The following is a 12,821-nucleotide window of genomic DNA, read 5'->3' on the forward strand; positions in this document are numbered from 1 at the left end:
TAAAATGAAAAACTTTAAAAAAATAGGTTTATCAGCTTTAGCTGGTTCACTTGCAATGTTTTCTGTAAACGCTGATATTGGGATTTCAGGAAGTTCAGAATTAACATACACAAGTGGTGCTGGTTCTACTGGATCAAACTCAGTTAATGGTAACCCATTCGCTATGTCGCATGACGTTAACATTACAGGAACTGGTGAGCTAAATAATGGATTTGCTTACAGTGTAAATACAAACTTTGCTGGTCAAGACATGGCTGCAGATTCGGCTATATTCAAACTTGATATGGGTGATCTAGGTACAGTAGGATTTGACCAAGGTTCTGGTGCATTTGGTATTTCAACTCTAGAAAATAAAGTTCCAACTGCATATGAAGAAGCAGATCACGGCGTTGGTACATTAGGACATGGAATAGATGTAGTAGGAAACACTAACGTACTTGGTTACTCTAACACTATGGCTGGTGTTAGTATTTCACTACAGTATAACCCAGACATTAACACTCAAACCTTCAATCAAGCAGGTTCTACTAACGGTGCTGGTTCTACTGGATCAAACTGGAATGGAGCTCTTTCAATGGCTGTACCAGGAGTTGATGGTATGACATTAGCTGTAGGTTATTCAGATACTGATAATGATGGACTTGTTACTGACAACTCTGAAGTTACAGCTGCTCTAAACTACACTATGGGTTCAGTAAGTGTTGGTTATCAACAATCATCAGTGAATAATAACGGTGGATCTACAGGTGCTGAAGTTACGGCATATGGTATTGCATTTAACGTAAATGAAAGCCTTTCGATTTCATACAGTGTAAATGAAAACGAAAAAACAAATGCTAGTGCTGTCCACGTAACTGAAGAATCAACTGGTATTCAAGCTGCTTACTCTATGGGTTCAGCGTCAGTTAGACTTGCAATGAATGAAGCTGACAATGTTGGTGGTGTAACTGGTGTGACTAACGAAAATACAGAACTTAGTTTAGCTTTAGCATTCTAATATAAGTATTTAAATTTATTTAAACGGCCCTCTTTAATTAGTAGGGCCGTTTTTTTTATACTAAATTATCAAATAAAGTCTTTAAGTTCTCCTCATAATCTTTGTAAGAACCTACAGAACTTTTATAAATAGGGTTTCTTACTTGAGAGACACTTATAGTTCTAACTGCACTTTGGTTTTCTATAAAGTTTAAACAATTTTCTTCAAAATCTAATTCGCAAAATTTGAGCATTTGTAAAACATTTGATTTGGTTGAATCTACTAAGTCTTCATAATTTACTGTATGGATGTAATTGGTAAGGTTAGAATTCCAAAAATTCATTAAATCGTTATAAGAATTATAGAATGTAGATAAATCATACTGATCATCAGTAAAATATAAATTTTCGAATAATTCTTTGAAACAAGAAAAGCAGGTATCTTTTGAATTTCTTTTTATATGAATAATTTTTGCATTTGGAAATAGTAATTTGATGAAGCCAATCCAAATAAAATTGAGTGGATTTTTATCTAAAATATATTCCTTTGTTCCAGAAAGAAAGGAAATATTTTCAATATAGCTTTTTGAAATTTCATTTAAATTTGAGAAAGAATCGTACTTAAAAAATTCTTTATTAAACTTATCTAGGATGCTCTGCTTTAAAAAAGGCAATTCACCTGCACCATAAATTTTACTATGTGAGGATAAAATTTGTTCAACCAAAGAAGTGCCAGATCTTGGCATACCAACAACAAAAATTATCTTTTTATTGTTGTTGGACAATTTCATTTTTGAATAATCAATATTTTTAAACATTAATTTAATATTGTTTATTAAATTGATATCTTTTTTTAAGTCATAATTCGAAATTTTTTTTCTTAAGGCATTACCAGTAATAATGTGTTGAATAAATTTTTTATTTTCACCCATATCTTTGTAAGCTTTTGCAATAGCAAAATTAAGATGGATTTTGTTAAATTGATTTATGTTTAGATCATTTAATTTATTTTTCATTCTTATAAAGTGGTCATCATCTTTATTATACGTTTTAATGGCCGAAATTAATTTATCTACAGGTGTAAAATTAGGATTAATTTCTGAAGACCTAAGAGCATATTTTAATGATTTAGTTTTCTGACCGAGTGTTAAATAAGCAGTAGCTAAATTAAAAAGCGCAATACTGCTATTAGGGTCAATTGTTATTGCTTTAGTTAGAGTTTTTATAGCTTCATCAGAATCACCCATATCTATTTTAAGATTTGCATAGTTTACTAGACCATTAATATAATTTGGATCAAGTTTTAAAATTTTTAAATAAATTTTTTGTGCCGTTTTATAATTACCATTATTTTTTTCTAAATTTGCTAAATTATTAAATGCTGCAATATTTTTGGGTGATTTAGTTATTGAAGATTCAAAATTAATTTTTGCATTTTTATTATCGCCAATTTTTAAATAAGCAGACCCTAGCAGATTATCTAAATATGAACTTTGAGAATATTTCTTTTGTAATCTTTGTGACTTCTCAATTACACGTTTGTAATTACCTGAGTAAAAATATTTTAAAATTATCTTAATTTGATTTTCCATTGTAATAACTTTTTATAGAAGAAATGCTGGCGATACCATAACAATCCGTGAATCTTAATTTTTTAAAATTAGAATAATTAATGCCCCCTAAAGCAATAACTTTTTTTTTAGTCAATTTTTTTAAATTAATAAATCTATAAGTATCTAAAAAATTTTTTTTTTTCTTAGTTTTATAGATAGGTGAGATGAAGATTAAATCAACTTTTTGAGTTTGTTTAATTAGTATTTCTTTTAAATTATGTGCAGATCCAATTAATTTAAATTTTGTTTTAGTAATATAGGAATTATGTCTAAAGCTTTTATTAAATGATGGAATATATGCACCATCAAGATTAAGACTAAGTGCGAGTTTAATTTCATTCGCTAAATAAAATTTTCTATTTGTTTTTTTACAAAAATTTTTAATTTTTTTAATTGTATTAATATTTATCTTTTTTTCATAATTTCGATAAATTAATGATATTTTATTGTGTAGTTTAATTAAATCGTCTTCTTTAAATTTATTAATAAAATGATACGTTTCATTAAAATTTTTATACATATGATAATTAATAAATTAAACTTAATAAAAAATGAAATACAGCTAAAAATTAACGTATCTAAGTTTCATCCTAAAATTATTGCTGTAAGCAAAACACACGAAATGAATATTATTTTACCTTTAATTAAGTATGGACATGAAGATTTTGGTGAAAATAAAGCTCAAGAAGCTTTATTAAAATGGAAACATATTAAGTTAGATTACCCAAATGTTAAACTTCACATGATTGGAAAAATTCAAACTAATAAAGTGAAGTATGTTGTTGATTTATTTGATTATATACATTCATTAGATAATATTAATTTGGCACAAAAAATCTCGATTGAACAAAAAAAAAATAAATCTTTAAAGATATTTATTCAAGTTAACATTGGTAACGAAATTCAAAAGTCTGGAATTTCACTAGGTCAATTAAATGAATTTTATAATTTATGCACACAAGATTTAAAATTAAATATTGTCGGATTAATGTGTTTGCCACCGAAAGATGATAATACTAAGGAATACTTTATACAAATGAAAAATCTTGCACAAAAAATAAATGTTAAAGAGCTAAGTATGGGCATGTCCAATGATTACCTTGATGCGGCAAAACATGGCGCAACTTACTTAAGAATTGGATCAAAAATTTTTGGAAATAGAAATTAGCCAATTTTTATTTTGGTATTTTTTTTAATTAACTTTAACAAAATTTCAAAATCTTTCTTCTTTAACGCTATACAGCCTGCTGTTGATTTATAATTATCTGTTAAATGAATAAATATAGCACTTCCTTTGTTTGGTATTTTATTATGATTATAATTTATTGTGATTAAATAATCGTATTTATAATCTTTCCTATATAAATATTCTTTTAAACTTTTATTCTGTGTTTGAATTTCTTCATTATATCTTTTATCAATTGTATTATCACACCATGCCATATTTTTTGTGATAGCCTTTTTTTTTATTTTACAATTAGGGATACCAACACGATCTTTCCTAAAATATAACTTTTTCAAATTAAATAAACCTTTAGGTGTTATACAATCACCCTCTTTTTTATTGAAATTTAAGCCATTTTTTCCAACACAACATTTAAATTTGAAATCATCAATTATAAGAGTGTTTTTATTTGGTACATGAATTATCATATTAATTAATTAAATATAATTATGCAGAATGTTTTTATCATAAATTATAATTCACTATATGAAATCTTAGATGAAATAAAAGACAATTTATCTTTTAAAATAATTCACTTTAAAAGTAATGAAGATTTCCAAAAAAATAATAATTTAGATATAAAAAATTGTTTAATAATTTCAAAAATTAAACCTAAATTATTAGCAAATAATAAGAACACTTTAGATTTTGAGAATTTACCCCTACCCTTGAAAAAATTATTAGAACTAATCAATATTCAACTAATCAAATTAAAATTTAACCATCAATCTAAAATTATTATTAAAGGCTACGAATTAAATTTAAATTCTAAATTTTTTTCCAAAGGTAATTTAAATTTAAAACTAACAGAAAAAGAAATTGAAATTATTTTGTATTTAAATGATAAAAAAATTAAACACAATGTTGCTGACCTACAAAAAAATATATGGGGTTATACAGCAAATATGGAAACCCATACCGTAGAAACACATATTTATAGATTGCGGAAAAAAATAAGTGATTTATTTAAAGATGAAAAATTTATATTAAGCGATAAAAATGGCTATTTTATTGATTAAAATACCTTAATCTAGTCTAGCTCCAACTTTTTGAATTATCTTTGAAGACATTTCAGTTCCTTTTTCCAGGCATTCTTTTGTTGAGATATTATTAATTAGTCCATGAAAAAATCCAGCAGCAAAGAGGTCTCCTGCACCTGTTAAGTCTATAATTTTTAAATTTGGTTTACTTTGACATTCTGTAATTTCTTGATTCTTAATTGCAATACTTCCTTCTTCACCACGTGTGATAATTAAAAGTTTCCCTAGTTGTTTGCCAAATTCAATAACATCTTCAAAGTTTTTAGCATCAATTAATGATTTAATTTCTTGTTCGTTAGCAAAAGTAATATCAAGTTTATTTTGAACTAAGTCTAAAAAATCACCTTTATGTCTCTCGACACAAAATTGATCTGATAAGGACATTGCTTTAGTATTAGACATTGACATTGCTTTATCAAAAGCTGACTTTGGCTCTCCCTCATCCCACAAATATCCTTCTAAAAATATTAATTCACTATCTTTAATAGCTTTTTCATTAATATCACTGGGGCTAATTTTTCCAGCAATACCTAAAAATGTAACCATAGTTCTTTCTGCATCAGGTGTGATTAAGATTAAACAAGTTCCAGTTGGTGAGATTTCTTTTTTTTTATTATAAAAATATTGAACTTTTTCTTTAGTTAGACCTTCTTCGTATTTTTGTCCTAAATCATCATCGTTAACTTTACCTATAAATCCTACATCATTTCCTAATTGTGATAATCCAACAATAGAGTTTGCCACTGATCCACCAGAAACTGTTTCTTCAATTTTAAGAGTTGATAAAAGTTTTTGAAATTCAGTTTCGTCAACCAGTTTCATTGTACTTTTTGTTAATTGATTATTTATTAAATATTGGTCATCAACTTTACAAATGACGTCAACAATAGCATTACCAATTCCTAGTATTTTCATATTAAGCTTTTTTTATTCTAACTGGATTTTTTCGATTAGGATAACAAGTCATACAAATTTTACAAGTCAAACCATAACATTCCCTTGCCTTACAAAATTCCCTTCCATAATAAATTATTTGTAAGTGTAATTTACTCCAAGTTTTTTCTGGAAAAATTCTTTTTAAATCTTTTTCTGTTTGAATAACATTTTTACCATTTGTTAAGCCCCATCTTTGAGCCAATCTATGTATATGAGTATCAACGGCAAAAGCTGGAATTCCAAAACCCTGAGACATGACCACACTTGCTGTTTTATGGCCTACACCGGGTAGTTTTTCGAGCTCTTCAAAGCTTTTAGGCACTTTGCCTCCATGCTTTTCAAGAAGTTGTTTAGACATTAAATAAATACTTTTTGCTTTAACTCGAAAGAGACCAATACTTTTAATTAATTTTTCTATTCGTTTTTTGCCTAATTTTACAAAATGCTCAGGTTTATTATATTTTGGATATATATTTCTAGTTACATTATTAACATTTAAATCGGTACATTGCGCTGATAAAAGAACCGACATTAGGAGAGTAAAGTTACTAGTATGATCTAGTGGTATATGGGTTGTTGGATAAAGTTTATTTAAAATTTTTAGTATTTTTTTAGCTTTTTCCTTTTCATTCATTATTTAAAGTTCAATAAATCTCTCATTGAATAAAGTCCTGGTTTTTTATTAATCAACCATTTTGCAGCAGTTAGAGCCCCATCTGAATAAAGCGCTCTATCAAAAGCCTCATGATTTAATTTTATTATTTCTTTCCCACTATAAAATGTAACTTCATGTTCACCAATAATCTCACCTTTTCTAACTGAATTAAAATTAATTTTTTTTCCATATGGAAAAGATTTTTTATTTAAAAATTTTTTACCCATTAAATTATAAAGGTTTTTATTTTTCCCATCTGCAATTCCTTTTCCTAGCATTAAGGCTGTTCCTGATGGGTAATCTTTTTTGTGTTTGTGATGAACTTCAAAAACTTTGCTTAAATATTCTTCATTTAGTGACTTTGAGGCAATTTCAGTTAAATACATTAATAAATTAACACCAAGGCTCATATTCCCAGCTTTCAAAATTGGGATTTTCTTAGAAAATTTTTTAATCAAGGCCTCTTCTTTTTGATTAAATCCTGTTGTTCCAATTACTACTCTTTTTTTTAATTTAGATGCAATTTTTAAAATATCTAAAGTACAGTTTGGGACAGTAAAATCTATTATTACATCAGTTTTTTTAAAAGCTTCTTCAGTATTTACATCAAGCTTGATACCAGCAATTTTTTTACTGATAGCCTTATTTTCTGTTAAAGCAGTTAGTTCAAAGCTTTTATTATTTTTTGAGGATTTAATAAGCTGTTGACCCATTCTACCTAGACAGCCAGAAATAGCTAAATTAATTTTTTTCATCTAGGAAAATATTAACCTTTTTTACTTAATTAGTCTTTAGTTTTTCCAAAAACTCTTAGCTTTTTGAAAGAATTGTTTGATACTTGGATTGGACTTTTCGTTTTCAATTTCTCTAAATTTTTCAAGTAACGCTTTTTGTTCTTTATTTAAAGAAATAGGAACTTCAGTATTTACTTGGACATAAAGGTCTCCATTTCCACTACCTCTCATATAGGGCATACCTTTACCCTTTAATCTAAATTGTTTTCCATTTTGAGTTCCATCAGGTATTTTAATTTTGGCTTTTCCACCATCAATTGTTGGTATCTCTATTGTGGTTCCTAATGCTGCATCAGCAATAGATATTGGGAATTCAAAGAATAAGTTTTCATCAGATCTTTTAAATAAATCATGTGAATGTACATTTACAAAAAGATATAGATCACCGCTTGCCCCACCTTTGGATCCTGCTTCACCTTTGCCAGCCAATCTAATCCTTGTTCCATCATCAACACCCTTGGGTATTGTAACTGATATTTTTTTTGAAGCCTGTTTGTTGCCTTGACCATTACAATCTGTGCATGGGTTTGTTATTTCTTCACCAGAGCCTGCACATTGAGGACAAGTTTGTTGAACAGTAAAAAAACCTTGGTTAGATCTTACTTTACCATTTCCACCGCAAACCGTACATCTGTCAGGAGAATGACCAGGTTTAGAGCCATTACCTCTGCAAGTATTACATTTTTCTGTTGTTGAGAATTTTATATCTTGTTTTTTACCCTCATATGCTTCTTCAAGGGTAATAGATAAATCATATCGAAGATCAGAACCTCTATTATTAGTTTTTCTTCTTCCCCTTGATTGTCCACCACCAAAATCTCCAAAAAAATCTTCAAATATATCTGAAAAATCAGCTCCACCAAAACCACCACCAAAGCCTCCTCCTTGTCTGCCTCCACCACCTTCAAAAGCAGCGTGGCCAAAGTTATCGTAGTTTTGTTTTTTTTCTTTATCTGAAAGGATGCCGTAAGCTTCACCAGCTTCTTTAAATTTATCTTCTGAGGCTTTATCACCTGGGTTTTTGTCTGGGTGATATTTTACAGCTAATTTACGGTAAGCAGATTTTAATTCTTCAGGGCTTGCACTTTTGCTAACCCCTAAGACGTCATAAAAATCTCTTTTAGCCATAAGTTACTTTAAGATGATAGTTGCTGTAAGTCTTAGGCGCTTTTTTCTTTATCTTCTTCTTTGCCTTCTTTGCTTTCTTCTTTAACTTCTTCAAAGTCAGCATCAACTACATTATCGTCTTTTTTTCCTTCATCATTTTTATCACCTTCTTTTGGTGAGCTTTCTTTTTTCTCTTGAGATTTATAAATTGCTTCACCTAATTTCATAGAGGCTTGAACTAAAGTTTCAGTTTTCTTTTTAATTTCTTCAGTATCAGTTCCTTTAATAGCTTCTTTTAAGTCAGTTGAGGCATCTTCAATTGCTTTTTTATCAGCATCAGAAACTTTGGCCCCATGTTCTTTTAGATTTTTTTCAGTAGAGTGTAAAAGAGTGTCTGCTTGATTTCTAACATCAACAGACTCTCTTTTCTTTTTGTCCTCTTCTTTATTTGCTTCAGCATCTTTTACCATTTTTTCAATCTCTTCATCACTTAAGCCACCAGAGGCCTGGATTTGAATTTTTTGTTCTTTTCCAGTTCCTTTATCTTTAGCAGAAACACTCACAATTCCATTTGCATCAATATCAAAAGTCACTTCTATTTGAGGTACTCCTCTTGGAGCAGGTGCGATCCCAACTAGCTCAAAGTTTCCTAACATTTTATTGTCAGATGCCATCTCTCTTTCACCTTGAAGCACTCTGATTGATACAGCAGGTTGGTTGTCATCAGCTGTTGAAAACACTTGGCTTTTTTTTGTTGGTATTGTTGTATTTTTTTCAATTAATTTTGTTGAAACCCCACCTAATGTTTCAATTCCAAGAGATAAAGGTGTTACATCTAAAAGAAGGACATCTTTAACGTCTCCTTGAAGCACACCAGCTTGGATTGCAGCACCCATTGCAACAACTTCATCAGGGTTTACACTTTTATTAGGCTCTTTACCAAAAAAGTTTTTTACTTCAGCTAGAACTTTAGGCATTCTTGTCATACCACCAACCATTACAATTTCATCAATTTCACTTGCAGTAAGTCCTGCATCTTTAAGAGCAGTTTTGCATGGAGGTAATGTTTTTGAGATTAAATCTTCAACCAAAGCTTCTAATTTTGCTCGAGTCATTTTTAGATTTATATGTTTTGGACCAGTTTTATCAGCTGTTATAAAAGGTAAATTAACATCTGTTTGCTCTGCAGAAGATAATTCAATTTTTGCTTTTTCAGCAGCTTCTTTTAATCTTTGAAGAGCCAATTTATCTGATCTTAAATCAATTCCAGAATCTTTTTTAAATTCACCAATTAAATAATCAACGATTGTATTGTCAAAGTCCTCGCCACCTAAAAATGTATCACCATTTGTAGATTTAACTTCAAATACACCATCACCCAACTCAAGGATAGAGACATCAAAAGTTCCACCACCTAGGTCATAAACAGCTATTTTTTTATTTTGTTTTTTATCTAAACCGTAAGCAAGAGAAGCAGCTGTTGGTTCATTAATAATTCTTAAAACTTCAAGACCAGCAATTTTACCAGCGTCTTTTGTTGCTTGTCTTTGAGCATCATTAAAATATGCAGGAACTGTAATTACAGCTTTTGTTACTTCTTGACCTAAATATTTTTCAGCTGTTTCTTTCATTTTTTGAAGAATAAAAGCAGAAATTTGTGAGGGTGAATATTTTTCTCCTTTAGCTTCAATCCAAGCATCTCCTTTTTCTGAATTTACAATTTTAAAAGGTGCTGCTGCAATATCTTTTTTTACAGTAGGGTCTTCAAAATTTCTTCCAATTAATCTCTTTACAGCAAAAATAGTATTTTCAGGGTTGGTCACAGCTTGTCTTTTTGCAGGTTGACCTACAAGTTTTTCTCCATCCTCAGTAAAAGCTACAACCGAAGGAGTTGTTCTTGCACCCTCAGCATTTTCTAAAACTTTTGGCTGACTACCTTCCATGATAGACACACATGAATTTGTTGTTCCTAAATCTATTCCTATAATCTTGCTCATAATTTAATTCCTATCCTTCATATAAGTGTTAATTTTCAATCTACAAGTTCTTACAATTATAATTAATTGTCTGAATTCTCTTTATTTTCCTCGCTTTTTTGATCATCTGGAGTTTTAGTTTTTTTTGAAACTCCGACTAATGCTGGTCTTAAAAGTCTATCTTTCATCATAAAACCTTTTTGAATTTCTTGAACTATTGTCCCAGGTTCTTTTTGATCATCATCAATTTCCATCATAGCTTGGTGTTGATTGGGATCTAGTTTTTTACCAACAGAAACCACAGGCGTAATTCCATTTTTTGAAAAAATTGACACCATATCTTTACTTATAATTTCAAAATGCTCTAAAGTTTTCTTTAAAGCTTCGGTATCTTTTAATACTTCATCACTTTCTAAAATTTGTTTTGACCTTTCAAGATTATCAATTAAATTCAAAGCTTCTTTTGCAAAAGAAAATCCACCATAATCAAAAGCATCATTTTTTTCTTTCTCAAATCTTCTTCTTTGATTTTCCATTTCAGCAAAAGTTCTGGTAAGCTTATCTTCTAACTCCTTAATTTTTTCTTCAGGCGTAATCTCTTTGGCCTCTTCTGTTTTTTCTGCTGAAATTTCTTGTTCTATTTGGTTTTGCTCCTCTGCTTCATTCTCTTTAATTTCTTCACTTTGGTTTTCAGAATTAATGTTTTGATCTTTTTCCATGACAACTTATATGGTATGAAATTTGATAATTGCTAGATGTTAAAGAATAAAATTATAAAATTGTTGGTAGGTACTAATAATAAAGGAAAATTAAGAGAAATTAAGGATTTATTGCCTAAAAATGTTCAAATATACTCTCCACAGGACTTTAAAATAAAAAGTCCTCCTGAAAATGGCAAGACATTTAAGGAAAACTCTTTAATCAAAGCTAAATTTTTTTCTAAAAAATCAAAAATGACATGTCTGTCTGATGACTCAGGTTTAGAAATAGATGTTTTAGATGGAGATCCTGGAATTTATTCAGCTAGATGGGGAGGTAAAAAAGGCGATTTTAAAAAAGCAATGTATAGAGTTTTTAAAGAATTAGATAAAAAAGACAAAAATTGGAGAGAGAAAAAAATTAAGGCCCGGTTTATTTGTGCCTTAACCATTTATAATAAAAATAAAGAAATAATAAATTCTGTTGGAAAGGTTGAGGGTTTTATTTCACCAGTTATAAAAGGTAAAAATGGTTTTGGTTATGATCCTATTTTCATGCCACTTGGAAAAAAAATTACATTTGGTGAAATGAGAGCATCACAGAAATATAAAATAGATCATAGATTTAAAGCTTTTAAAAAAATTAAAAAACTTTTTTAAATTCTTTATCTTCAACTTTATAAAAATTTAAAATATGATTAATTTTATTGTTTTTAATTTCAAAAACTCCAACCTTTCCTTTAAATAAAGTTTTTTTGGTAAACATTTTTTTATCAATAACAGACTCGTTTTGAAGAATTAAATAATACAAAAGTCCAACCAAGTCATAACTTAAAAATGATAATTGATTAGGGTATTGATTATATTTTTCAAAATATTCATTTGAAAATTCATCATAATTATCTTTATTTGCAGAGGGAAAATACAAGGGTTGCGAGCTTGTCTCTTTTAAAAGAGATTTGTCAAACCATTGATTAAGTGTAATAAAATATTTTTCTTTAGGAGTTATGTCGGTATAAAGCAGTGAAGTTGTTACACTCTTTAAACTTTCATCAAAATCAGAAATTACCACTGAGTCAAATTTTACACTACCAAGAGTATCTCTCTTTTTTAACCTTTCAATTAAGAGCTCTTTATTGCTTTGTTCTGATTTCTCTAGTCTATTTATTTCATCTTCAAGGTTTTGTTTTCTAATTTCATAACGTGTAATTTTTTCAATTTGTTTGGTAAGTTTGGTGGGGTCGGTATTATAAATATAATTTTCTAATATTTTTATTTTAGAATTAGAAATAGCTTTTTCAATTTCATTTTTAAAACTTACATCTGGAGTAAGAAAAATAGTTTTTTTTATTTCGTTTAATTCTATAAACTTCTTAATTGCATTTAGTTGTGAAGTTGCATTAATTCCTGCGTTAATAATGTTTTTGGAAAAATTATCATTTTTATTAGTTAGAGCTAAGAATGTTAATTCACTTAACTCATCTAGGTAAATTAGACTTTCGTTAAAAACTGGACCAATTACAATTTTTATTCCTGAATTAGCCAACTCTTTGGCTGCCGCTAAAGTTACCTCAGGGTTTGACTGTGTATCTTTTGGTATAATCTCAATTGATGCATTGTTTATTGTATTAATTGCAAGACGTGTAGATTTAATTATAGATTGTCCTATTTCAGAGTTCTTTCCAGTTAAAGGGACAAGAAGACCAATCCTAATTTTCTCATTTGCCAAGAGTGCTACTGGAGCAATTGAAAAACTAAAAGCTAAAAAAAGTATAATTTTAATAATTTTGTTCATTTTAATG

Annotated in this window: 14 protein-coding genes; 4 read left to right on the forward strand and 10 right to left on the reverse strand. The window is 28.8% G+C overall.

What is annotated here, in order from left to right:
* Positions 1–4: 4 nt before the first annotated feature.
* Positions 5–997, forward strand: coding sequence for a porin (locus AC5SMR_RS06880; RefSeq protein WP_494576889.1), 993 nt, complete (start codon positions 5–7; stop codon positions 995–997).
* Between the two features lie 55 nt (positions 998–1,052).
* On the opposite strand, the gene AC5SMR_RS06885 is transcribed toward AC5SMR_RS06880, so the two are convergent.
* Positions 1,053–2,567 carry a tetratricopeptide repeat-containing sulfotransferase family protein gene (locus tag AC5SMR_RS06885; protein WP_494576890.1) on the reverse strand — a complete coding sequence of 505 codons (1,515 nt, stop codon included), beginning with the start codon at positions 2,565–2,567 and terminating at the stop codon, positions 1,053–1,055.
* A complete protein-coding gene (locus tag AC5SMR_RS06890; RefSeq protein ID WP_494576891.1) occupies positions 2,551–3,108 on the reverse strand; it encodes a thiamine phosphate synthase in 558 nt (185 codons plus the stop codon). The genes AC5SMR_RS06885 and AC5SMR_RS06890 overlap by 17 nt, the downstream gene beginning before the upstream one ends.
* Here AC5SMR_RS06890 and AC5SMR_RS06895 point away from each other — a divergent pair, their 5' ends adjacent.
* Complete coding sequence (locus tag AC5SMR_RS06895; RefSeq protein WP_494576892.1) at positions 3,109–3,756, forward strand: YggS family pyridoxal phosphate-dependent enzyme; 648 nt, start codon at positions 3,109–3,111, stop codon at positions 3,754–3,756. It abuts the gene before it with no gap.
* Here AC5SMR_RS06895 and AC5SMR_RS06900 read toward each other — a convergent pair.
* Positions 3,753–4,241 (reverse strand): L,D-transpeptidase family protein, encoded by a 489-nt coding sequence (locus AC5SMR_RS06900; RefSeq protein ID WP_494576893.1) that lies wholly within the window; start codon positions 4,239–4,241, stop codon positions 3,753–3,755. The two genes, AC5SMR_RS06895 and AC5SMR_RS06900, sit on opposite strands and share 4 nt — an antisense overlap.
* Before the next feature lie 21 nt (positions 4,242–4,262).
* On the opposite strand from AC5SMR_RS06900, the gene AC5SMR_RS06905 reads away from it, so the two are divergent.
* On the forward strand, positions 4,263–4,832 hold the full coding sequence (locus AC5SMR_RS06905) for a helix-turn-helix domain-containing protein (RefSeq protein WP_494576894.1): 570 nt from the start codon (positions 4,263–4,265) through the stop codon (positions 4,830–4,832).
* A gap of 6 nt (positions 4,833–4,838) precedes the next feature.
* On the opposite strand, the gene AC5SMR_RS06910 is transcribed toward AC5SMR_RS06905, so the two are convergent.
* The 6 genes from AC5SMR_RS06910 to AC5SMR_RS06935 form a co-directional block, all read right to left on the reverse strand.
* Positions 4,839–5,768, reverse strand: a complete 930-nt coding sequence (locus AC5SMR_RS06910) for an adenosine kinase (protein WP_494576895.1) — start codon at positions 5,766–5,768, stop codon at positions 4,839–4,841.
* A 1-nt stretch (position 5,769) separates the two neighbouring features.
* Positions 5,770–6,423 (reverse strand): endonuclease III, encoded by a 654-nt coding sequence (nth, locus tag AC5SMR_RS06915; RefSeq protein WP_494576896.1) that lies wholly within the window; start codon positions 6,421–6,423, stop codon positions 5,770–5,772.
* Complete coding sequence (gene dapB / locus AC5SMR_RS06920; RefSeq protein ID WP_494576897.1) at positions 6,423–7,199, reverse strand: 4-hydroxy-tetrahydrodipicolinate reductase; 777 nt, start codon at positions 7,197–7,199, stop codon at positions 6,423–6,425. The genes nth and dapB overlap by 1 nt, the downstream gene beginning before the upstream one ends.
* Before the next feature lie 36 nt (positions 7,200–7,235).
* Entirely contained in the window at positions 7,236–8,366 is a 1,131-nt protein-coding gene (gene dnaJ / locus AC5SMR_RS06925; RefSeq protein WP_271499210.1) for a molecular chaperone DnaJ, read from the reverse strand.
* Between the two features lie 32 nt (positions 8,367–8,398).
* A complete protein-coding gene (gene dnaK, locus AC5SMR_RS06930; protein ID WP_494576898.1) occupies positions 8,399–10,342 on the reverse strand; it encodes a molecular chaperone DnaK in 1,944 nt (647 codons plus the stop codon).
* Between the two features lie 62 nt (positions 10,343–10,404).
* Positions 10,405–11,040 carry a nucleotide exchange factor GrpE gene (locus tag AC5SMR_RS06935; protein WP_494576899.1) on the reverse strand — a complete coding sequence of 212 codons (636 nt, stop codon included), beginning with the start codon at positions 11,038–11,040 and terminating at the stop codon, positions 10,405–10,407.
* Between the two features lie 36 nt (positions 11,041–11,076).
* Here AC5SMR_RS06935 and rdgB point away from each other — a divergent pair, with 36 nt between their 5' ends.
* Positions 11,077–11,679, forward strand: coding sequence for an RdgB/HAM1 family non-canonical purine NTP pyrophosphatase (gene rdgB, locus AC5SMR_RS06940; protein ID WP_494576900.1), 603 nt, complete (start codon positions 11,077–11,079; stop codon positions 11,677–11,679).
* Here rdgB and AC5SMR_RS06945 read toward each other — a convergent pair.
* Positions 11,663–12,814 (reverse strand): ABC transporter substrate-binding protein, encoded by a 1,152-nt coding sequence (locus tag AC5SMR_RS06945; RefSeq protein WP_494576901.1) that lies wholly within the window; start codon positions 12,812–12,814, stop codon positions 11,663–11,665. The genes rdgB and AC5SMR_RS06945 overlap by 17 nt on opposite strands.
* Between the last annotated feature and the right edge of the window lie 7 nt (positions 12,815–12,821).

Source organism: Candidatus Pelagibacter sp. PS_28 (assembly GCF_059417885.1).